This window comes from Sphingobium wenxiniae (assembly GCF_007830065.1).
In the GTDB taxonomy this organism is placed as follows: Bacteria; Pseudomonadota; Alphaproteobacteria; order Sphingomonadales; family Sphingomonadaceae; genus Sphingobium; species Sphingobium wenxiniae.
In genome coordinates this window covers 24598-45750 of the sequence record NZ_VLKK01000022.1, presented here as the reverse complement: position 1 = coordinate 45750, position 21153 = coordinate 24598, and the positions used below count along the sequence as shown (strand labels likewise).

Annotated in this window: 23 protein-coding genes and 1 pseudogene; 16 read left to right on the top strand and 8 right to left on the bottom strand. The window is 59.0% G+C overall.

The annotated features are described in order from the left end of the window. A pseudogene (locus tag IQ35_RS18075) lies at positions 1 to 265 on the top strand (recombinase family protein); the annotation flags it as partial. Positions 266 to 739: 474 nt separating this feature from the next. Next, positions 740 to 1063 (top strand): hypothetical protein, encoded by a 324-nt coding sequence (locus IQ35_RS18070; protein WP_145075434.1) that lies wholly within the window; start codon positions 740 to 742, stop codon positions 1061 to 1063. A 468-nt stretch (positions 1064 to 1531) separates the two neighbouring features. Here the strand turns inward: IQ35_RS18070 and IQ35_RS18065 are convergent, their stop codons facing one another. Together IQ35_RS18065 and IQ35_RS18060 are read right to left on the bottom strand one after the other, a co-directional pair. Further along, entirely contained in the window at positions 1532 to 2035 is a 504-nt protein-coding gene (locus IQ35_RS18065; protein ID WP_145075431.1) for a PIN domain-containing protein, read from the bottom strand. Then, complete coding sequence (locus IQ35_RS18060; RefSeq protein ID WP_145075428.1) at positions 2032 to 3114, bottom strand: helix-turn-helix domain-containing protein; 1083 nt, start codon at positions 3112 to 3114, stop codon at positions 2032 to 2034. The genes IQ35_RS18065 and IQ35_RS18060 overlap by 4 nt, the downstream gene beginning before the upstream one ends. A gap of 112 nt (positions 3115 to 3226) precedes the next feature. Here IQ35_RS18060 and IQ35_RS18055 point away from each other — a divergent pair, with 112 nt between their 5' ends. The 4 genes from IQ35_RS18055 to IQ35_RS18040 are packed head-to-tail and all read left to right on the top strand — an operon-like array spanning position 3227 to position 6249. Then, positions 3227 to 3451 carry a DUF2188 domain-containing protein gene (locus IQ35_RS18055; RefSeq protein ID WP_145075425.1) on the top strand — a complete coding sequence of 75 codons (225 nt, stop codon included), beginning with the start codon at positions 3227 to 3229 and terminating at the stop codon, positions 3449 to 3451. 3 nt (positions 3452 to 3454) lie between these two features. Next, positions 3455 to 4750 carry a nucleotidyltransferase domain-containing protein gene (locus tag IQ35_RS18050; protein WP_145075422.1) on the top strand — a complete coding sequence of 432 codons (1296 nt, stop codon included), beginning with the start codon at positions 3455 to 3457 and terminating at the stop codon, positions 4748 to 4750. Beyond that, complete coding sequence (locus IQ35_RS18045) at positions 4740 to 5234, top strand: type II CBASS E2 protein (protein ID WP_145075419.1); 495 nt, start codon at positions 4740 to 4742, stop codon at positions 5232 to 5234. Before IQ35_RS18050 ends, IQ35_RS18045 begins: the two co-directional genes overlap by 11 nt. After that, on the top strand, positions 5224 to 6249 hold the full coding sequence (locus tag IQ35_RS18040) for a CBASS cGAMP-activated phospholipase (RefSeq protein ID WP_145075416.1): 1026 nt from the start codon (positions 5224 to 5226) through the stop codon (positions 6247 to 6249). Before IQ35_RS18045 ends, IQ35_RS18040 begins: the two co-directional genes overlap by 11 nt. 362 nt (positions 6250 to 6611) lie before the next feature. Here the strand turns inward: IQ35_RS18040 and IQ35_RS18035 are convergent, their stop codons facing one another. Genes IQ35_RS18035 through IQ35_RS18020 form a run of 4 tightly spaced genes read right to left on the bottom strand, consistent with a single transcriptional unit; the run spans position 6612 to position 12784 of the window. Then, a complete protein-coding gene (locus IQ35_RS18035; RefSeq protein WP_145075414.1) occupies positions 6612 to 7790 on the bottom strand; it encodes a GIY-YIG nuclease family protein in 1179 nt (392 codons plus the stop codon). Beyond that, positions 7783 to 9855, bottom strand: a complete 2073-nt coding sequence (locus tag IQ35_RS18030) for a DEAD/DEAH box helicase (RefSeq protein WP_145075437.1) — start codon at positions 9853 to 9855, stop codon at positions 7783 to 7785. Before IQ35_RS18030 ends, IQ35_RS18035 begins: the two co-directional genes overlap by 8 nt. Next, positions 9852 to 12614, bottom strand: coding sequence for a class I SAM-dependent DNA methyltransferase (locus tag IQ35_RS18025; protein ID WP_145075411.1), 2763 nt, complete (start codon positions 12612 to 12614; stop codon positions 9852 to 9854). Before IQ35_RS18025 ends, IQ35_RS18030 begins: the two co-directional genes overlap by 4 nt. Then, entirely contained in the window at positions 12611 to 12784 is a 174-nt protein-coding gene (locus tag IQ35_RS18020) for a type II toxin-antitoxin system Phd/YefM family antitoxin (protein ID WP_145075409.1), read from the bottom strand. The genes IQ35_RS18025 and IQ35_RS18020 overlap by 4 nt, the downstream gene beginning before the upstream one ends. 477 nt (positions 12785 to 13261) lie before the next feature. Here IQ35_RS18020 and IQ35_RS18015 point away from each other — a divergent pair, with 477 nt between their 5' ends. Then, complete coding sequence (locus IQ35_RS18015; RefSeq protein ID WP_145075406.1) at positions 13262 to 13486, top strand: hypothetical protein; 225 nt, start codon at positions 13262 to 13264, stop codon at positions 13484 to 13486. A gap of 213 nt (positions 13487 to 13699) precedes the next feature. Here the strand turns inward: IQ35_RS18015 and IQ35_RS18010 are convergent, their stop codons facing one another. Continuing rightward, positions 13700 to 13996, bottom strand: coding sequence for a hypothetical protein (locus IQ35_RS18010; RefSeq protein WP_158636701.1), 297 nt, complete (start codon positions 13994 to 13996; stop codon positions 13700 to 13702). A gap of 270 nt (positions 13997 to 14266) precedes the next feature. On the opposite strand from IQ35_RS18010, the gene IQ35_RS18005 reads away from it, so the two are divergent. After that, positions 14267 to 14905 (top strand): recombinase family protein, encoded by a 639-nt coding sequence (locus IQ35_RS18005; RefSeq protein WP_088185015.1) that lies wholly within the window; start codon positions 14267 to 14269, stop codon positions 14903 to 14905. 253 nt (positions 14906 to 15158) lie between these two features. Then, positions 15159 to 15488, top strand: a complete 330-nt coding sequence (locus tag IQ35_RS18000; RefSeq protein WP_088185016.1) for a single-stranded DNA-binding protein — start codon at positions 15159 to 15161, stop codon at positions 15486 to 15488. Positions 15489 to 15545: 57 nt separating this feature from the next. Here IQ35_RS18000 and IQ35_RS17995 read toward each other — a convergent pair whose 3' ends face one another. Beyond that, positions 15546 to 15968 carry a hypothetical protein gene (locus IQ35_RS17995; protein WP_145075399.1) on the bottom strand — a complete coding sequence of 141 codons (423 nt, stop codon included), beginning with the start codon at positions 15966 to 15968 and terminating at the stop codon, positions 15546 to 15548. A gap of 574 nt (positions 15969 to 16542) precedes the next feature. Between IQ35_RS17995 and IQ35_RS17990 the strand changes: the two genes are divergently transcribed. From IQ35_RS17990 to IQ35_RS17960, 7 genes are all read left to right on the top strand, one after another. Next, positions 16543 to 17406, top strand: a complete 864-nt coding sequence (locus IQ35_RS17990) for an LPD29 domain-containing protein (protein ID WP_088190771.1) — start codon at positions 16543 to 16545, stop codon at positions 17404 to 17406. Between the two features lie 3 nt (positions 17407 to 17409). Continuing rightward, entirely contained in the window at positions 17410 to 17682 is a 273-nt protein-coding gene (locus IQ35_RS17985) for a hypothetical protein (RefSeq protein WP_088185019.1), read from the top strand. Continuing rightward, the gene (locus tag IQ35_RS17980; protein WP_088185020.1) at positions 17679 to 18332 is read left to right on the top strand and encodes a transcription elongation protein SprT; all 654 of its coding nucleotides are present in this window, start codon (positions 17679 to 17681) and stop codon (positions 18330 to 18332) included. The genes IQ35_RS17985 and IQ35_RS17980 overlap by 4 nt, the downstream gene beginning before the upstream one ends. A gap of 235 nt (positions 18333 to 18567) precedes the next feature. After that, the gene (locus tag IQ35_RS17975) at positions 18568 to 19251 is read left to right on the top strand and encodes a ParA family protein (protein WP_088185021.1); all 684 of its coding nucleotides are present in this window, start codon (positions 18568 to 18570) and stop codon (positions 19249 to 19251) included. Further along, positions 19248 to 19643, top strand: coding sequence for a hypothetical protein (locus IQ35_RS17970; RefSeq protein ID WP_088185022.1), 396 nt, complete (start codon positions 19248 to 19250; stop codon positions 19641 to 19643). Before IQ35_RS17975 ends, IQ35_RS17970 begins: the two co-directional genes overlap by 4 nt. Beyond that, the gene (locus tag IQ35_RS17965) at positions 19640 to 20206 is read left to right on the top strand and encodes a S26 family signal peptidase (RefSeq protein WP_088185023.1); all 567 of its coding nucleotides are present in this window, start codon (positions 19640 to 19642) and stop codon (positions 20204 to 20206) included. The genes IQ35_RS17970 and IQ35_RS17965 overlap by 4 nt, the downstream gene beginning before the upstream one ends. Position 20207: 1 nt before the next feature. Next, the gene (locus tag IQ35_RS17960; protein WP_145075396.1) at positions 20208 to 21134 is read left to right on the top strand and encodes a cell wall hydrolase; all 927 of its coding nucleotides are present in this window, start codon (positions 20208 to 20210) and stop codon (positions 21132 to 21134) included. Positions 21135 to 21153: the final 19 nt, after the last annotated feature.

The following is a 21153-nucleotide window of genomic DNA, read 5'->3' as shown; positions in this document are numbered from 1 at the left end:
CATCGAGAACTTCAACAAGCATGGTCGTGGCAGAAAGCCCGCTCGCGAGCGCATTGAGGCGATGCTGGAGCGGGATTACCAGATGCAAAAGACCGGGAACTGCGATTACACGCTGACCGTCGCCTATGATCAGGGTGCCGATGGCGTCAGCCTCGATGATGAGATCGCATCTCTCCAGACAGAGATGTTCAACATCGCAGAGAGCTACAGGTGCTCGATCGAGACCGATGTTTACGAGATTGGAGGACAAGAGCGAGCCTGGTAGATCGCCATGTTCAATCTTTGTTCTTCAACATGGCCAAAATCGCAGCTTCGGGCCGACTGGGCCCAGATGAGCGACGCGCCGCCCATGCGGGCGCGCGCATTGCTCGCAGCGCCCGCCAGCGCGATCAAACCGGATCAGCGCCGACAACTCGCGCCAGTCGATCGGATAGAGCCAGAAATGTTCGGGTGCGATCGGCATTGTGCGCGCGATTCTGGATTGTTCGCGGTGAGAACGAAAGGGGAAAATCAATGGACCGGCCCGAGAGGGCCGGGCGTTGTTTGTTAAGTCCCCCCGTCAGTGTCTTCCTATCGTGAGGGCCGCAGCGGGCCGCATCAAGGATCAGCGGTTCCCCCAATTTTCTACGAAAATCGGCACCCCCGCAGCCCGGTAAACCGGCCGCTTCGCGGTCCCTGACACAGCCCGCCGCGACCCTCCCATGGCTTTTGCCAATCACGGCAAGCACAGGAGCTTTCTATGTCCACGCATCGCATCTTCGCCCAGCTCGCCTTTGAGCGCGCGCTTGGAAACGCAGCGATCGACGCCCTGCAATCGGCGATCGACGACAAGAAGCAGCACGATACCGCTACCCAATGGCCGAACAATCCCGGCTTCATGGAGCTAAGCGGATACGACATCGAGCAGGCATCGGCCGAGCTTGGCGCAGTGATCGAGGATCGGTTGCGCGATGTGTTGGATGGTCCCGGCCTCGCCAACATCGAGCGCGGCGAACGCTTCCACAATCCCGACCTCGTAGCGATGGTCATGGATGCGAAGGCGAAGCGCCAGCAGCCCGGCTAAGGCCGGGCGGGGCGGGCATAGGCCCGCCCCTTTCGCCCGTTGTCACCGCCAGGGCAAAACAACGACCGTGGAAAGGCGCACGCGGGGGCATCGAACCCCCGCGTGCGCCAGTGTGCCGGCGTCGCCGGCAGATCGGCGACGCCGATCGGGCAGCTCCACCGTTGGGTGGTAATCTTCTCTCTGGGGTCAATACATAGAACGGACCCAGATATACGCTAACGCGGGACCTGACGGGAAACCCCAAGATTCAGGTTTCCGTGCGGTCGAACAAAACGACAGGGTTTGTCGCACGCCCAGCGATTGCGTTGGAGCCACGCCGTACAGTCTGAGCGAAACCTGTCGGGAATCATGTGATTGACGACACAATGCGACCTAAGAGCTGCTGGCAGCAGTCGACCAGAGGCAGTCATTGACGAGCCTGAGACTGAGTGTCTGCTTTAGCTAGAAACCGCTATGTCGCGTTCGGGATCAACTCAATCGACCCTGACGAATTGTGATCTCGCGTTGCGGCAACCGGACGGCAGGATCGGTGCTCCAAATGGTAAGCGCTCTTCGCAAGATGGCTACATCACACGCCTGAGAAGCACAAAGATGATCCAAAATCCACAAGACGCCATGAACTTCTACGTCTCGGGCTTGTGCGACAGAACGCAACTCGGCGTCGCCGGTGAGCAAGACAGCATTTTTATAGCCCACGGCGCTCACGAGGCAGAAGCAATCATTCGCAGAAAGACGCGGAAAGGCGCGCCTTACCGCGAAGGCCTCACCAACCATGTCGGGCGGGAGGTCGAATATTTCAAAGCCTGCCGCTTCGAGCGTCGCCCAATCCTGACCGGAAAAGCTCAGCATTTCCTCTTCGCGGATCGGCAGAGGCACGATCCATCGGAACGGCAGTGCGCCGAGGACGTGCAGCAATTCACCCTTCTTGAGGTCAATCAGCGCACTCGCGTCGTTGATGATGATGCAGCTCACGCGGCAATCGGTCCTCGCAGTCCGTGTTCGACAGTTTGCAGCGAGGTGCCCAACAATTTCGCGGCACGGATGCTGGAAATCATGCCTTCCGCAAGCGCCCTGTAAACAAGACTCTCATAGCGCGCGGGCCGCTCCATTTCGGCGAGATCGCCGTTCCTAGGCAGTTCGTCTGGTTCGGCCCAGCGCCAGCCCCGCGCATAGGTCCTGAACGCGTATTCGACGGTCCCCTGGTCGAGAATACCAGTCTGCTGGAGACGCATCAGCAGCATTGCGGCCGAGACGCCATACATATGCTTTAGGCGCACAATCTCTTGGTAGGCGACCTGTGCTCGCCGCTCGCCGACTTCGCGCTTCAAATGCGCCTCGGGAACGAGAAAGGCTCCCGCAAAGCGGTCCATGGCCTTTTCGAGAGTGAGGCCAATATCTCCCACCGCCGGAATGAGGCGGTGAGCCAGCTCGTGCGCCAAGGTGAAACGGCGGCGCTCCAGATTGATATCGGTAGAGACCACGATAGCCGCGACCGGCGGCCGACCGTCGTTGCGCTCGACCCAGCAGGTCATGCCCGACACCTTGGCGGAGAGAGGAGCCTCGATCACACGCACACCCCGATCTTCGAGGAGCTGGGTGACGCTCGGAATGGCATCCTCGCCCAAGGCCCACTTCTCTCTGACCTTCGCAGCCAGGACGTCGATATGCTCGGGCGCATCGATCCGGGCACCGCCGACGCCTGCAAGCACCGGACCGTCGGCTTCGATCCCGACGATCTCTTCAATTGCGAGATAGTTTTCCAGGCGCTCGATCACGGTGGCCTCGACGCGCGCACGATCGGCCGCAGAGGTGCCCGCGCCCTTGCGAAACTCGACGCCCGACAACGCCGCGACCTGTGCCCCCATGAGAAAATCCATGGGCACAGACAGCGCTCGCGAGAGCCCGAGCAGCACCCGCGAACTCGGCATCATCGCGTCATTCTCGTATTTGCTGAGCGCCTGCGCCGAGACCGGCGGGTCCATTTGCGCCGCGAGATCGCGCAGCGACAGGCCAGCCTTCGCGCGCGCCAATTTTAGACGTCCTCCCAGCATGTTGCTGACCTTTCAGAATGTTGGTGAGATGGTTGACGTTCCGCCATTGTTCTTGTATGTTGTAAACCCAGGAGCGACAGAAGGTCAAGTTAAACTTTAATGGGGGAGTGCAATGTCTAAGAAGAATCAACACGTTGTGCCACATTCAGGCGGTTGGGCCGTCAAGGGCGAAGGTAACGCCAAAGCCTCCTCTGTCCACTCAACCCAGAGTGCCGCAGAATCAGCCGCGCGGGAATCCGCGATCCGCACCGGGTTGGAAGTGTTCATCCATGGCCGGGATGGGCGCATCCGCGAACGCAACACTTACGGCCGAGACCCCTTCCCTCCCAAAGGATAGACAATGGCCACTGCCCCCTCCTCCCATCCCGACACTTCGACCCTTGACGAGATTCTCTTGGATCTCGCCGCGCTCATTGAACTTAGCCCTTATGACCGGCGGATCGCAGAAAGCCGCTATCGCCGTCTCAAGGAGCACATCGAGCGCCCCTCAAGCACTCTCCGACCCTACCTGATCGACGGTGAGAGCCTGATCTATGCTCAGGGTTCGGTCGCCACCAGCACCACGGTCCTGAGCGGCGACAAGGAAGATCGCTTCGACATCGACGCCATCGTTGAGGTCGATGTGCCCCCCGATTGGTCCGACAATCGTGCCCTCGACGAGCTTTTCGTGACGTTGCAGGGTTTTCCGGGCGTAGAGAAGATCACCCGCTGCACCCGGTGCGTCCAGATGCAGTTCGCCTTCATGCACATGGATGTCACGATCATGGATCGGCGGGCGCGCATCGCCGGGGACAGGCCGGGCCACATCTTTCACTCGCCGGACACCGGCCCGTCCTACCGTGTCGATGCCAACCCTTGGGGTTTCACTGACTGGTTTAGGAGCCAGGTCGGCGTTGGCGATGCCGCCTTCGCCGATAAGATGCGCGCTGCCCGAAACGCTGCAAGCATTCGCAGGCTCAAGTTTATCGACGACCGCGAGCGCCAAATTCTTGCCGACGCCGAGCAGGTACCCCTGCCCCCGGCGATCCCGACGAGGATCGACGCGCAGGAAGTCGTCGCCCTCAAGCTGCTCAAGCGCTATCTCAATCTGCGCTACACCAATTCGGCGCTCAAGCGCCCGCCCTCAGTTTGGATCACCAAGCTGACCGCCGATATCGGTTACGATCCCCGAGGCTTGTCGCACCAGCTCTTCACCCTCGCTGGCGGCATTTCCGCCAACCTTCGGATGCATCTGGCCAACGGCACTGTGCCGAACGAATTGAACCCGCGCTACAAGCCTGATCGGATCAACGACCGCTGGCCGCATCCCCTGCTCGCTGGCCGCACGGACATGGAGTGCCTGGCCGATCATCTCGACGCATTGAAGGCGGCCTTGAACAAGATGCTCTTCGCCACCCAGGAGGATATTCTCAAGGAAATCGACCGGATGTTCGGCGAGACCTTCGGCGCAGCCGAACGCGAAATCCTCAAGAAGCGGTATGACCGGCGCGAGCGCAGCTCAGGGATTCTCATCAAGCCAGGCTCCGGCGGCATCTTTGCCCCCGCACTGGTCAAGGCGCAGCCCGAACTGCGCCCCGTGCCTCAGCATCGCTTCCACCCCGCGCGGTGGCCGCTGCGAGGCTCGGATGACCAATGACGTTGTGCGGTCCACCCATGCACAGCTGAGGGCCATGCGCGCCACATGGGCCGACTTTTCGGCTACGAAGCGTGGAGATGGGCTGGTGATCTGGTATGGCCCGATCAGGCCACGTGGCATGGTCTACGGGCTGCGTGTGTTCTGGTGGCCGGGCAGGATCGACCGTCCCTATGTTATGGTCGCACACCCCGAAATCCGCCCGCGCGATGGGCTGACCTACGCTGACATTCCGCACCTGATGTTCAATGCAGAAGACCCCGTGCTGTCGGGCCTGTGCCTGTTTGATCCGGCGGGCAAGGAATGGACCCCCGCCGACCTAATCGCTGATACAACTATCCCTTGGGCCGCCGAATGGCTGCACTATTACGAGCTCTGGCATGTAACCGGCGAGTGGCTGGCCCCCGGCGTTGGACCGGAGGCGGTTGCCCCTCTCTCGCAAGGCGAAGCGCGAGCAATCGAAGAGGCGGCAGTCCATGTTCACTGATCGCAGAGCCAACACGCGGAAAACCAAGCGCGAACGCCAGCCTTGGCCCGCAGGGCGTCCCTTTAAGATTCTCGCGCTCGACGGTGGCGGTATAAAGGGGCTCTACACCGCGCATCTGCTGCACCAATGCGAGCAGAACCTCGCCAACGGCAAGCCGCTTGCCGCCTATTTCGACATGATCGCTGGCACCTCGACGGGCGGTATTATTGCGCTGGGTCTCGGGCTCAGGCGCACGACCGAAGAGATCGTCAGCTTCTACGAAACCGACGGGCGGCGGATTTTTCCGCCCTACCCCGCCACAAAGGTTGGCAAAGCCTGGCGCTTCGTCTCTTCGTTCTTCCGGCCCATCCTTAACCACGAAGAGCTTGAGGCAGCCCTTAAGCGCCGCTTTGCCGATGACACGCTTGGACAGGCAGGCCCTCGTATCGTCGTCCCTGCCTTCATGATGCCCAGAACCGAGATCGCGGTGTTCAAGACCGACCATCACCCGGACTTTCGCAACGATCACGAGACCCCGGCATGGAAGGTGGCTCGCGCGACATCCGCCGCGCCCACCTATCTTAAGGGCCATGAGCACGCCGAAAGCGGACGGATTTTCATCGATGGGGGTGTCTGGGCCAACAACCCGGTCATGGTCGCGGTTGTTGATGCATTGACGTGCTACGAAATCACGCTGGACCAGATTGAGGTGCTGAGCATTGGCACGGGCAATCCCCCTTTCGAGCTGTCACGCAAGAGCGTCTTTGCCGGGTTATTGGCCTGGAGGGAGGTCATCATGGCCGCCATGTTCCTCACGACCGACAATGCGACGTCGCAGGCCATGCTCCTGCTCGGCCCGGACAATTTGCTCCGGATAGAGCCTTCGGATGAAACTGCCACAATCAAGCTAGATGATTTTGATCGCGCTCAGGCCGAGCTCCCGCCCTTGGCATCGGCGCACTTCGCCAGTTACGGCCCTGCTCTCGCAAGATTTTTCGAGCAGCCTGCCGCTCCCCGTGAGAAGTTTTACGCGTGATTTGCACGATCCACAAACTTGACAGGTGCAAAGACTTCCTTGGTGCTCTTGTCTTCAGGCCGCCGATCTCATTTAGCTTCAAGCTGACATTCGCCGGCGCATAATGCCGACGTTTTGAAAACCCGCCCATTCGCCTTATCGCGAGGAAACGGCGGCCTTTCTCGAAAGCTGCCAGTCGCTCCACGCGAAATAATGCGCGGCTTTGTGAACTACCGCAGACAGGTATTTTCCGAGCCGAGCTGTAAACCTCTATGGCGGAGAACACCTGTCTATTTTAAATTTTCTGTGAGCGACCTATTTTGTGAGGTTCTTGCCTCCCGCTTACGTCAAAAATCCCTAGCAACATTCCTCACTAAGTGCAGTCATGCTTCCGTTAGCCGTCCCTGCTGCGGATCGTATCGATACTGTAAAATTGACCGGTCCCGGATCCTTTGCACAGCATCGTCGATCACGTTCAACGGGACGAGGAACCACTCCCGCGGTTTGACCATGTGGCCGAACCGATCGGGAATCGTAAGGTTGATCTGCGCGCTCGAAAACACCTTGTGCAGAAGGTTTTCCAGCTTCTGGCAGTTCACGCCGTAAACCTTGTAGGTCGCAGCCACTTCGACGCCCGCCAGCAGGTAGGTTGAACTCTTCTCGGCACCAGCAATCCGGGTCTCGACTGCGCCGCTCGTTACGCCGATCTTGTGCATTACCTGGCGATGTTCGGCGACGACTGGGTGATCCGACTTGCTGCGCAGGACATAGATCGTCCCGGTCTCAGTTTCTCCGTCTTCTGCCGTGTCCGCGAACAGCGGGCCCGGTGACGGGTCAGTAATCCTACGGCCCGCGTCATCTGCGTTGAGCTGGCGTTGTAAGGACCGCATCAGCAGCCCGCTTTCAGTACCGTTATCGAAAATCACCCGTAAACGCGCATCGGTCCGACCCTGGTCGTTGGTGAAGATCTCGTCCATCTCGGCAACGTAACAAATTTGCCCAAAGACGATGAAATATGCGCCGGGACGGATTTCGGCCTTCAGTTCGAAGGGGCGGGTTACGCGGGTGCCGTTAGCCAGCTCCTCCTTCACTTGTTTGAACAACGGCTCAAACTTTTCGAAGTCGCCGCACTTGTCGCGCCGGGCGATTTCCTCAGCTGCGCGCTTTTCCTCAGCCGAGCGGACATGACGGAGCTTGGTGATGTCATCGCCTTCACCCAACCCGGCCAACTCAGCCATCAGGTCATCAGGGTCAAGCTCTTCCACTTCCGCGCCAGCGGCTTCTACCCGATCGAGCAGACCGTGGCTGTCAAACGACGCCAGCAGGGCGCGGCATTCTTCCATCTCGCGCAGACGGTCCAACCGCACGGCGTAAAGCCGCTCAAAAATATCCCGATCCTCGCCATGCAGGGGCAGACGTCCATGCTCCTCATAGAAGCGTTCGATGTCTTCGAACCCTGCAATGATCCGCTCTTCACGCGGAGTATAGCTGGCCTGCTTCTTCTTTGCAGGCGCAAAGTCCGCCAGTTCGCCTGCCAGTTCATCAAGATCGAGGTCATGCATAGCGACCTTCCTCCTTGTAGCGCATGAAGGCCGCAGCCCCTTCGGCCAGTCGCTGCTCCCAGGTATCGGGAGAGGTGATTGAAGGCAGGCGTCCCCGCTCTTTCTTGAAGCGCACCGCGCGCCCGGCAAGATCCTTGGCATCCTCGGGCGTGATCTTGGTTCTTTTGGCAGAAATCGCGGCCTGCACCTGCTTTAGTGTGTTTTCGTCCATGGCCTTAGCCAGCACGGTATAGGCGGCCTGCCATGGGTTGATGCTGTCGATCAGGTCGATATCCAACTCGCGCACATCCATGGCAAATTGGCGCACGCCTTCCAGCAACGACGTATTCCCGCGCAATTCGCCATCATCATCGCTGACCGACCCCATTGCCATCCCCTTGGCTTTCTGGGTGAGGTTCAGCGCGGCGATCGCATGTTGGCGCACCGCCTCCTGATCCTCGGCGGAAAGATCCGGATAGCGATCGCGGACAATCTTGCCCATCGCCACCTGCGTCAGTTCCTGCGGCGGGGTTTCTTCGTCAAACAGACCTCGCTCGGCAACAGTCTTATTCTGGACGAAGGCAGCGATCACCTCGTTCAAATCTTCCTGCACGATCCGGCTCGCTTCAGGGCTTTTGGGCTTCACCAGACCGTTAATCTCGAAATGCATCTGGCCATCGCCTTCGCGCACGCCGACATTGGTCTTGCCTTCCTGATAACCGTCCGGACCATAATCGAAGTCCGGCAGCGGCCCGGTGCTCTTGGGAGTGAAGGTAAAGCGCGGCGCCAGCACCTGCTCCATCAGCAGGCTGGCCGCGATCGCCTTCAGCGTATCGTTGATTGCGTCAGCTACCGCGGCTTCCGAAGCATCGGGCTCCGCGATCAAATTGGTAAAGGTGGCAACCTCCTTGCCCGGCGCATCACGTGTGGCGCGGCCAATGATCTGGATGATCTCGGTCAGACTGGAGCGATAGCCAACCGTCAGCGCATGTTCGCACCAAATCCAGTCGAACCCTTCCTTGGCCATGCCCAACGCAATGATGATATCGACATGGTCGCGGTTGTTCTTGTGCGCCGGGTCTTTCAACGCCGCCAGCACACGGGCGCGGCGGGCGGGATCGCTGTCATCCACAAGGTCTGCTATTTTCAGCACCCGGCCATCGGGCTGGGCAATCAGTTCAAAACCCGTCACCGGATCAGCCCCGGTCCACTTGCCGAGATAGTGGAGAATTTCGTTGACCTCGCTCACCTTGTCCTTGGTGCTTTCGCGCGCATTGACCGACGGGATATGGACGATCGTCTTGCGGGCGGGATCAAGGCAATGCTCAATCGCCCCAAGATAACGGCCCGTATAAAAATAATAGCCGATGTTGAGCGCTTTGAGGTGATCATAGCCGTTAAGCTGCTCATAATAGGTGTAGCTGACGGGCTCGAACTTATCCTCATCCTCCGGCGTCAGCACCGGGGCGGCATCACCGCGAAAATAGCTGCCGGTCATCGCCACGATATGGACTTTATCGCGCGCCATGAAGGCAGCGAGTTGGCTGCCAAGGCGGTTGTCCGGGCTTGCGGAAACGTGGTGGAATTCATCCACCGCGATCAGCCGATCGTCAAAGGCTTCCACGCCCAGCGCATCCACCGCAAAGCGGAAGGTGGCATGGGTGCAGACCAACACCCTGTCATCGCTCGCCAGAAACTGACCCACGGCCTTGACCTTGGACGGGTCCACCCGCTCCTCATCCGCACCGGGCGCGTTGCACAAATTCCATTGTGGTTTGACGATCCAGTCAGCCCAGAATCCGTATTGGCTAAGCGGTTCATCAGCGAAACTACCGCCGATCGACTTTTCAGGCACGACGATGATCGCCTGTTTCAGCCCTTGGTTATGCAGCTTGTCGAGCGCGATAAACATCAGTGCGCGGGACTTGCCCGATGCCGGGGGCGATTTGATCAGCAGATATTGCTCGCCGCGCTTGTTATAGGCGCGCTCCTGCATGGGCCGCATGCCCAGCGCATTGGCCTTAGCCGAAACGCCAGTACGCGCGGTCTGAAAGCTGACAGCGGGAAGGGGCTTAGAGATAGTCATGCGGCTTTCCTCTTGCCCTTTTTCGGGCCACCTTTGCCCACCATTTTTGTGTAGAGATCGAAAAGTTTTTCCAGTCGTTCGGTATCGTTCTGGAACCGGCGGCCGATGTATATGCGTTCCAGCACCTCGTCGTTGCGTTCGTGCGCGGCCCGCAGGTCTTCGGGCATTTTTTGGGGGTCGTAGAGGTCGGCGATTGTCAACGGAAAATGCGCCTCGCGGGCTAGGAGGATACCCTCTGCGCAACGGGTGAGGTCCGCCTTGTTCTGTTCGGTCAGCGTAGGTACCGGGAAGGTGTTCCAGCCCATCTTGTTCGAATAGCTGAAACGAGTTTCAAGCTTTCCGCAAACCGTGCTGATCCAAACAAGATGTAGCCGTGAAGAAATGATTGATAAATTAAACAGATCTCCATCATATATCGCGTAAGCAAGGTTGCTCACGGTGGCGGTATTATCGTAAAGACCAATTGGAAGGTACGGCCTATTTTCAGAGCTTCGAATTGGAATTATCATCACAGAGCTTTTTGGAGATTTCATTTCGCAAAATTGGTGGGGACGATTAGACATAGCATTAGTTGCTGGACGAGAGCTCGCATTTCGCCACACTCGCACATTTTCTATTCTTTCTCTGACTGTCGGAATATTCATTGCGTATGAACGGTTGGTGTCTTCGACCCAAATGCAATACCTCTCGGAGCCGTTCACCACCTCGCTCGACCCGATGATCTTCCTGATTATCTTCTCGCGCCCTTCCGAGTTTATATTTAAATCCTCCAACTCCTGCGTATCAAGAATGAGAAATCCACCTTCATAAGGCTGGTTACCTAGTACCATCTGCCCCAAACCATGAATGGGAATGGAGGATTTTTCGACGATAATGTTACGAGAAGGAACCAAATAGGCGTTGATGTTGTCGACGACCTTACAGACTGAAGAGCCATCTTGTTCAATATATAAGCGCCGTTCTTCAGGGCTGACGCCGATCCCCACGATGATTACTGTCACCCCAGCATTGTGAGAGGCGAGATTTGCCCATTTGAATGAGGTGTGCGCGAATGAGATTCGACTGCCGAGGGAGCTGATTAGTGGCCATAAAACAGGAACTTGATTGCCCTGGCAAATGGAATTCGTGCTAACAAAGGCAGCCGATCCGAACGTGTGTCGGAGGTACTCTGCACTTCTAACAAACCAACCCGAGACGTAATCTAGCACCTTGAAGGAACCGTCATAGCATTCAAAAATACTCTCTAATTCACTTTTCTGATCAGTCGTCTGACCCTTAGTGCCCTTATACGGAGGGTTTCCGCAAATATACGTCTCTCCGCCCTCGTTCTCGAAATCGATCTCCGCCTGATCCAACGGTGTCTCGAACAAGTCTTTGGCCTGCACCCTCACGCCCGTGCCGGTCGGCGGGCAGATGCCCAGCCAGTCCAACCGCAGAGCATTACCGCAGGTGATCCAGTTCTGACTGTCGAGCGGCAGGAACTCGGCCAGCGCCTCTTGTTGGCCACGATACAGCACGTCGCATTGATATTCGGCGATGATCAGCGCCAATCGGGCGATCTCGGCGGGAAAATCGCGCAGCTCGATACCGCGGAAGTTGGTGAGCGGAATGTCGCTGCGCCGGTCGGGCTCGCCGCGCCGCCGGTTTATTTCCGCCTCTATACTGCGCATTTCCTTATAGGCGATGACCAGGAAATTGCCCGACCCGCAGGCCGGATCAAACACCCGGATCTTCGCCATGCGATGGCGCAGGTTCAGCAGCTTGCGGCCATTGTCTCCAGCCTCTTCCAGCTTCTCCCGCAAATCATCCAGGAACAGCGGGTTCAGCACCTTCAGGATGTTGGGCACGGAGGTGTAGTGCATGCCCAGCGCGCCGCGCTCTTCATCGTCGGCCACGGCCTGAATCATCGAGCCGAAGATGTCTGGGTTGATCTTCTTCCAGTTCAGGCTGCTGATATGCAGCAGGTAGGACCGGGCAATCTTGCTGAAACGCGGGCACTCGGTGCTACCCGAAAACAGCTGCCCGTTCACATAGGGAAATTTTCGAGCATAGGGCTTGATACCCGCAACCTCGCGATTTTCAGGCTTGGTGTCCATCGCCCGAAATATCTCGGCCATGACAAGATGCGTGTCCGATGAATCCCGCGCGCTCATCTGCTCGATTGTCTTGCTAAACAGGCCGCCGCTTAGAAAGATATCCGTATCTTCGGCAAAGAAACAAAAGATCAGTCGCGCCATGAAGTGGTTCATGTCTACGGATCGACTGGCCCAATCGGGGTTGTCTTTCAGCAGCTCGACATACAGTTTGTTGAGCCGCCCGGTCGCCTTGATATCGAACGAGCTTTCGCGGATTTGCTCAACCGTGGTGATGCCCGCCAGCGGCAGGAAGAAACCGAAATGATCGGGAAACTCGGCATAGGCACAGGCCACCGTGCCCCCGCCGTTCATATCCTCGGCCTGAAATACCTCACCATCGGTAACAAGGATGAACTTGGCCTTTTGCGATGCCGTCTTGGGGCTTTCGCGCAGGGCTTTCAGTGTTTCATCCACCCCGCCGATGTCGCAGGCAGCGATATGAATATTCCCCCGCTGGAGAATAGCCCCCGGCACATCGGTCTGGTTAGTATTCCCCGCCCGCAGCCGCTGGATCGCGGTGTCCTTGCTCCCGAATGCGCGCAGAAACTGGAATGGGAACTCGGCCCGGTCAAACGGTTCCAGCGCGAGGTTGGATACAGCTTCTTCGATCTCTACAGGATTCATTTGGCGCTCCCGGCGGTACGGTCGAGAGCATGCAACCGCTCAAATTCTTCAAACGCCATGACGACCAGCACAGGCCGATCGTACTTGGTAATGGCAACCGGCGCAGACCGCGCCTGATCAACCATCTCACCGAATTTGTTCTTTGCCTCAGCCGCCGTAAAAGTGCGCATAGAATTCTCCCGCCTTGCACCGAGACTTAGCTAATTTAGCCATTAATGCAATGTGGGAATTATTGTGCGAAAGTACATTTTACTTACTCTAAGCGCTAACAGGATCGCGGTCCCGCGACGCAGGAATGTCCGGTGTAAATTGAAGCTGTCGTTCGCGAGAGCGGCGCCGAATGACAGGAAAGTCCCAAACCACGCCATTTCCAATAGATGTACGACAAACAGGTGTTTTCCGACACCTGAGCAGGGCTGTCGGCGCTTAGCGTATATCTGGGGCCGTTCTATGTACTGACCCCTCTCTGTGTAATGTGGTATTATGGCATGGGTGCGCGCCGACCCTCAAGGATGGGCGGTTCCCCCAATTTACTGCGTAAATCGGCTCCCCCACCCCCCGCTATCGCGGCCGCTACGCGGTCCTTGACCGCCGACGCCGGAGCCCATGCCGTTTGTTCACCTCACACCAACGAGAAGGAGAACCAGATGCAAATCAAATTGTTTAGAGCGTTGAAGGCGGCTAATGTGTCAGAAGACGCGGCAGCCGAGGTTGTGGAGGCTATCGAGGAGTATATCGCGGTGAAGGTTCAGGAAGCAAACAAGGCGCTGGAAAGCAAACTCACGGCACAGACGTGGGTTATCGGTGCAGTAGGCTTCGTCCTCGCGATAATCGGCCTCGCACCGGCCTTCATTAAAATGTTCACTCACTAGGAGAAAGGGAGGCTTCGGCCTCCCTTTTTTTGATCGCTTGCTTTGGACCGGCGCAATCATCTTGCCGCCCAAGGGCAACAGCTTGCGCCAAATGGCACGCGATCAACGCGCCTTTGTCCCCGGCGCTTTCGACCAAGCATATCGCGCGATCGACGAGAGCCAGGGCGGCGGCAATGCGTTCCGCTTGCCCGCCGCCTTTATCGTTTCGCGCCATCAAATGCCGAAACGGATCAGCAGCGGCACGCCGACAATGAAAGCGAGAATAGCTTGCGACCCCAGCGCCGGAACCCAATAGTCGCGCATGGTCCCGCGAAGGTTCTCAATATTGTACCGCCCGAGCATGTATCCGAGCGTCGGGATGAGCCAAAGCAGCGTCAGCCCTTTGGGAGCGCCGACAAGCCCAAGAATGACCGTGACGCCGATTAGAACGAAGATCAGCTTTTCGGTGAAGTCCTGATGCGCGTGCATCGTGTCGATTTCCGCGTTTATTTGCTGCCAGCTCTTTTCCATCGCGCGTTCTCCTTCCGCACGGATCGTCATAGCATTGCAGACGTTCAGGTGCGAGCATTGCCGCGTGTCCGAAACCGATCGGTTTCGGACGCGACAACCCGGCAATCCCAAAATCGCGGATTTGCTCTTTTCCCGTTTGTCCGAAATCCCCGTCCGAAAGTGGCCGTCCGAAAACCCCCGTCGAGGTGTCCGGAACTAATTTTTTTACTTGAGACTTTCGGACAAACGGCAGAGTGTCCGAAAGTATCACGGTTTTTCGGAGTTTCGGACATGCTGATAGGTTACGCGCGGGTTTCCACCTATGAGCAGAATGCCCGCCTACAGATTGAGGCGCTAGAGCAGGCCGGATGCACGAAGGTCTTTACCGACGAAGGGGTGAGCGGTTCGGCCGTCATCAAGCCCCAGCTCGCCGAGGCGCTGGCCTACGCCCGAGCGGATGAAGATACGCTAGTCGTGTGGAAGCTGGACCGGCTCAGCCGATCCACCCGCGATCTGATCGACACCGTACAGGGGATGAAGGAACGCGGGATCGGCCTGCGTTCGATCAAGGAATCCGTGATCGACACCACCAGCGCAGCCGGGAACCTCATTTTTCAGATATTCGGCGCTTTCGCGGAGTTCGAGCGAGGCACGAACCACGAAAGGACAATGGCCGGGATCGCAGCCGCCCAGCGTGCCGGAACGCGGTTTGGCCGTCCCCAGAGCATCAAGGACGCGCAGTGGATCGAGGCCAAGAAGCATCTAACCGGCTCCACAAAATCGAGCGTAGCGGCAGTTGCGACGATGCTAGGCGTCAGCCGACAGGCGATCTATCGACGTATGGAGCGCGACCGAGCCGAACAGTCGGACGCCGAAAGGCAAGCGGACCCTTCCCCCGCAGCAAGTCAAGCAGACGCAAGCGCGACGTAAAGTTGATTTGTATATTTGCGCCGCAAATACGACACGATGTATTATCTATCAAGATTGGTTCAATTTCTTGCTCCTTTCCGGTCGCTTATTGATGGCATCTAGGCTTTGTATCGGCTAGTACGAGCAAGTAAAAAAGCGGCCAACATTGTCGGCCTACGGTTTCCACTTCGCGGAGCCTCCGTTTTTTTACTTGCACGCGCCGACACTTCGCCTTGTTAATGTCCATCAGCAACACGGAATAAAGGAGCTGGAAATGCGTAATCTTGCGAAGTTTGAAATCATCGGTCGGATTGGTAAGATCGACACCCATAGCAACGTCACTCACATCAAGGTCGCGGCTAACTATCCGCGAAAAGACGAAGCTACGGGGGAATGGTCCGACGAGACCTATTGGAACCGCGTGACAGTGTTCGGAGAACGGACCCGCAAATACATCGCCGACAAGGCCCAGGTCGGCGACTTGATCCGCGTCGAAGGCCGGATGCGCGACAGCTCTTATGAGAAGGGCGGTGAGACTGTCTACACCGTCGATCGGCTTGTCGATCACTTCGGTATCCTCGCGACGAAGGCAGAAGCCGCCTAGCAGCGGCGGGGCGGGCCTACCGGCCCGCCCCCTTCCCCCCTCGCCGAGGTTCCCGCTTCAACGGCCCCCGAAACCGCCTTCCGCAAGCAAGCGTGCAAGGCGGCTATAGCTGCGTGGATGGAGTCCATCACGGACAGGCGGGGTTTCAGCAACATCAACAAGGTAATCGCCATAGGATCGAGCCAGATCGGCAACGACATAGGCAACCGAACGATTGTAGGGAGCAATCCAAACAACACGTTTTGCTGAAATAGATCGGCGAATTGCTATGAGATTTTCAGTCAAGTGTGGGTTTGTTGGATCGTTCGAGCCAGCAGATATTGTAGCTGAATAGTAGGATTGTGGCGGAACCGATCGACGGATTGCAGCAGAACCGATTCCTTGTGTCGCAACGACTTCACAGCGACTTTGCCAAGCAGCTTTCAGGGCGGCAGCAGCACCTTGAGCTAGGCTATCACCGAGGATCAGACATTCGAGCATAGCTTTTGTCTCGCGAGGATAACGACCGTTTTTCGGGCCAGCGGCCCCATTGCCAGCTTCCGAGCTATCATTTTTAGCAACAACAATATAGTATGTCAGTGACCGATTGACCATTGCCGATAATACCGATAATGCCTGTAATGCAAGTGGTGCAGATAATTCAGGTGTTGCGGGTAGTGCCGATATGACTGGAATTACGGTTAGTTCCGATGAAGGCAGAAGGTCAAAGGGGGGAAGTCTCCCCCTGAGTTCGAGCCGCTGCGCGTCTCGCCCTACCCCCTCTGCGGGGGAATCCCCCGCAACGCCCCCGAGGCTACGCCTCCTGATGTCACCGGCAAGCCGGTGTATTTCGTTAGCCTGGTCAAAGGGGCCTTGCCCCCCCGGCAGCACAAGGGAAGCGCCGCGAGCGGCGCCGATCGCGGGGGTATCCCCACCCTTCCCTCGCTTCGCTCAGTGCAGCGTGGGTGATCCCCCTCCCCCGCGATCGCCCTTGTGCGGCCACCCCCCACTCTCGGCGAGGGCCAAGGTTTGCAGCAGCAGCCGCAAACCGGCCTCTAGTTGGGAAGATCAGACCATGACCACCACCACCCCCGCAATCGTGATCGGCACCCGGATTTCTTGCGTTCTCCATTGGGCAGGGCGCGGAACCGTGTTCGCGATCGAGGGCGAGCAGTGCCCCCAGTCCGTCCGCATCGCGGGCGGCGTCATGCACTCAGGCGGCAACGCATCCTTTAGCGTCGTGTTCGATAACGGCAGCATTTCCAAGGCCGTGCCGGAATGTATCATTCGGGGCGTGCAGTGGCGCGTGCTGGACGAGACCGCGAGCGCCGAGGACATCGCCGAGGCGCTTGCGCGTGCCGCGTGCGCTAAGGCGACAGCAGCCGTTGCGGCAGACAATGCCAAGGCCCGCTTTGCGGAGGCTATCGCCCAGCTTCGCGCCGATCCGGCCTATGGCGCGCTTGAGCAAGCGACCGACCAATATGGCGGCAAGGTCGCGGCGAAGAACATTCGCACCCAGCTCCGCGCCGCGTTCAAGGGCGTTAAATTCAGCGTTCGCAATCGCCACGGTTCGATTGATATTAGCTGGACAGACGGCCCAACCGTCGCGAAGGTCGAGGAAATTACCCGCAAGTATCAGTCCGGCAGCTTTGACGGCATGAACGACTGTTACGAATACAGCGCGAGCGCATGGAACGAGGTTTTCGGCGGCTCTAAGTATGTATTCACGCAACGCGACTTTTCGGCCGAGCTAATCACCCGCGCGATTGCCGCCGTGTTCGAGAAGTATTCCGGCAATCTGGACGAAACCCCGATGCCGACCGCCGAGGACTATTTGAACGGCCGACTTTATGCGGCCCGCATCCCCGGCATTGGTGGCGCTCCGTTCGATCAGATGGACGTTGCCGTGCGCGCCCAAGCCTCCGAAATGGAGGCTTGAGCCATGGCCGCAAGAAAACCCGCCATCGTCGCAGGCCCCGGCCCGATCGCGGCCACCCGCGCCGCGATCAAGTCACTACCGGGCATGACGGCCGATTGCCGGGATGGCGAATGGCGCGTGACGATCAACCTTTATCGGCTTTCAGAGCGGTTCCCCGACCGCAAGACGCAATGGTGCGAGGCCAAGCAAGAGGCGATGGCGTACTATACCGAGGACGCAGACGACGCGATCGGCACGGCCCGCGCGATGTCGGCACATTGGGAGTCTGGCAAGTGATCGGTCGCGCCCTGGACGCGGCCGAGCTTCGCGAGGATTGGCTTTCGCAACTGGCGAAAGCCTTTGAACCTGTCCTCGCCGAGCGGGCGGGGCTTTCCTTCCCATCCTACCGCGTCACATGCGGATTCCCGAGCAAGGGCGGCGAGCTTGGCAAGAAGAAGCGCGTTCGCGGCCAATGTTGGAGCGCCGAGGCGAGCGACGATCAGCACGCCGAGATTTTTATCTCGCCGGTCGAAGACGACCCGGCGACCGTCGCCGCGATCCTCGCGCATGAAATGATCCATGCGGCTATCCCCGAGGCGGGCCACAAGCGCCCGTTTCAGATCGCAGCGGCGACGATCGGCCACAAGGCCCCCTTCACCACCAGCGAGCCGACGCCCGAGTTCATGGAATGGGCCGCGCCGATCATCGCCCAGCTTGCCCCCTACCCTCACCGCCGCCTCAATGCGCTCGCGCCCGTAGGGCAGAAGAAGAAGCAGACGGCACGGATGCTGAAATGCGCTTGCGCGCATTGCGGCTATACCGTCCGCACCGCCCGCAAGTGGATCGAGGAAGTGGGCGCACCCATCTGCCCGGTCGATGACCATGGCAGAATGGCCCACGATCCGCTTGACGCGGACGAGGCCGAGGACGGCGAGCAAGACGCATGACCGCAAGCCACAGCCCCAGCACCGCCGCCACCAAAGCGTTTAAACGCTTTGGTGGCGGGCCGCGTTCAGAGGCTAAGCGGATTACCCCTATTCTCTGTATTACCGATAATATTTGCAATATCGCTATTACCGCGCTTGCGCGTATGTTACCGATTAGCGGTATTACCGAGAATGCAGCGAAGGCGCTTTCGCTCGCGGTAATACGCTTAACACTTCTACGAAAGGGACGCGCACAATGCCGGTAATCACCCTGCTATCGCCGAAGGGGGGAGTCGGGAAAACGACCGCCGCCCTATTGCTGGCGATCGAGCTTGCCGAGGGCGGCGGTTCAGTCGTCATCGTGGATGCCGACCCCAATTTCCCGCTCGCCAAATGGGCCGGATTGCCGGGCAAGCCCGACAATATCGAAGTGGTTCAGGAAGTGGACGAAGACGCGATTATCGACACGATCGACGCGGCGCAGAAGCGCGCCAAATTCGTGATCGTTGATCTTGAGGGCAGGGCGTCGGCGCGCGTGACCAATGCGCTTTTGATGACGCACCTAGCTCTTGTTCCAATGCAAGGTTCAGTGCTGGACAGCGACCAAGCCGCGCGCGCTTTTCAGAGCATCCGGCGCGCATCCACAGCCGCCCGCAGAGACATTGCTTTTGCAGGCGTCTTCACCCGAACCCCGGCCAGCGCGGCGATCCGTTCGCGCGTCGCGCAGCAGATCGCAGAAGGCGTAAGAGGGGCGGGCATCGCTACGCTTGCCACGCCGATCGCAGAGCGCACCGTCTATCGCAGTCTATTCGCCGAAGGAGGCACGCTAAGCGGCTTGGAGGGCGCTCAGGCGAAGGCAATCGAGAGCGCGCGGGCGAACGCCGCAGCGTTCGCCCATGACGTGCTAGAGGCGCTTACAGCGGCGAGGGCAGGGGCATGACCGACAAACCGAAGAAGCCCGCGCCAAAGCTGGCAGGCGTCACCAGTTTTGGCGGCGACGATAGCAACTACATCGCCCCCCCGCCCCGCGAGGTTCGCGAGCAGGCAAGAGCCGACAACGAGGCGCACGGTTTCGTTTCAGACAAGCCGCGCCAGCTCGCCCAGGTCGAACAGCCCGCGCCGACCGAGAAGGCAGCGCCGAAGAAGCGTTCGCGTCAGCCGTCGCAGTATCCCGACCACTACAATCTTCGCTTGCGGGATGGGGATCGAGAACGGTTCGACGACTACGCCTATCGGCATCGCATCCCGAAGGGCGAAGTCTTTCGGCTCATGCTTGACCTCATAGAGGCGCAGGAAGCCCAACAGGCAGCAGAAGGGACCACAGGCAAGTGACCAGCACCGCGAAGCGCAGCCGCGCGCTCAGGACCGTTCTAATCGGCTTTATTCCGGTTGCAGCAGCCGCCACAGTAGCGGCTACGCTTCCGGGGCCAATCGTCATCCACAATCCGTCCCCGAGCCTGCCAATCGGATACTATGCCCGAACCGGAGCGCGACCCACGACAGGCCGGATCATCGCTTTTCAAATCCCGCCAATGGGTCGCCCTTACGCCGCCGAGCACATGCCGCCTTTGATCCGCGCCGGGATCATCAAGCAGATCGCAGCAGGGCAGGGGGACCGCGTTTGCACAACCGGCCCTGACGGTTTGGCGATCAACGGGAGGGCCGTCGCGCCGATCGTGCAAGCCGATCGTTTCGGCCGACAGCTCCCGCACTGGCGAGCTTGCCGAACTCTCAGGGCGGGCGAGTATTTCGTTTTCTCCGATCGCATCCCGAACAGCTACGATAGCCGCTATTACGGGCCGGTTCGATCGACCGACATCATCGGCACATTCCGCCCAATTTGGACAGATGGAGAGCGCGCCCCGCTCGCCAAAAACCGAGAGGAAAAGAACTGAAATGGACCCGCTAACTATCGCCGCCATTTGCACCCTCGTTCTGAAAAATGAAGCCGCGACAACCGCAGTCCCACCCGGCACGAACTGCGCCCAGATCGAGCGGGACCAAAGGGCCAACGCGGCAAAAGCAAACGTGCGCGTTGACGATGAGAGCGACCGAGAAGCGATTGGCCGCGTCGCCTATGCCGAGGCCGCAAATCAGGGCGACCGAGGGATTGCAGCCGTCGTTTATACGATCATCAACCGAGTAGGGAGCGGGCGCTTCGGAAACAGCGTCAACGCCGTTTTGAACGCGCCTAAGCAGTTCGAGCCGGTCTCACGCTATGGCGGCGACTGGCGGCGATTGCCCCCAGCTCCACCGGCAGCGCGAGCGCGTGTTGACGCAATTGTAGGGCTGGCATTACGCGGCGAACTTGCAGACGAGACAGGAGGGGCGCTCTACTTCCAAAATCCCCGGATCGTCGCAGCCAGAGAGCGCGCCGGTTTGGTATCACGCGGGCTTACGAACTTTGGGGGACAGACGCCTAGCGCAGTGATAGGCGATCATAGCTTCTACACCGGCCCGCGATACGCCAACGTGAGGACGAGAGGCCCAGGTGGCGCAATCGTCACGGCCGGAAATGACCAGAGCGATTTTATCGACGGGGGTGGTGCGATTTTTGTTGGAGGGCAGGCCGAGGCGTTCGATCCGGCAAGCACGATCCGAGAGGGACAGGACGAGCCAGCGGACGCCAGAGCGATCGACCTAACGCGACAGATCGAGCCAGCGTTGAAGGGCAGGGCATCCGAAAGACCGGACGACGCAGCATCGGAACTGGCCTCGCTTCGCGCCCCGATCCTCGCAGAGCAGAGGGCAGATAACGCGCCGGATGACGCAGGGGGAATGTTTGTTCTCCGCAGCGGTAAGACGAGCAGCGCCCCTCAGTAGGACAAAGAAGATGCAGCGA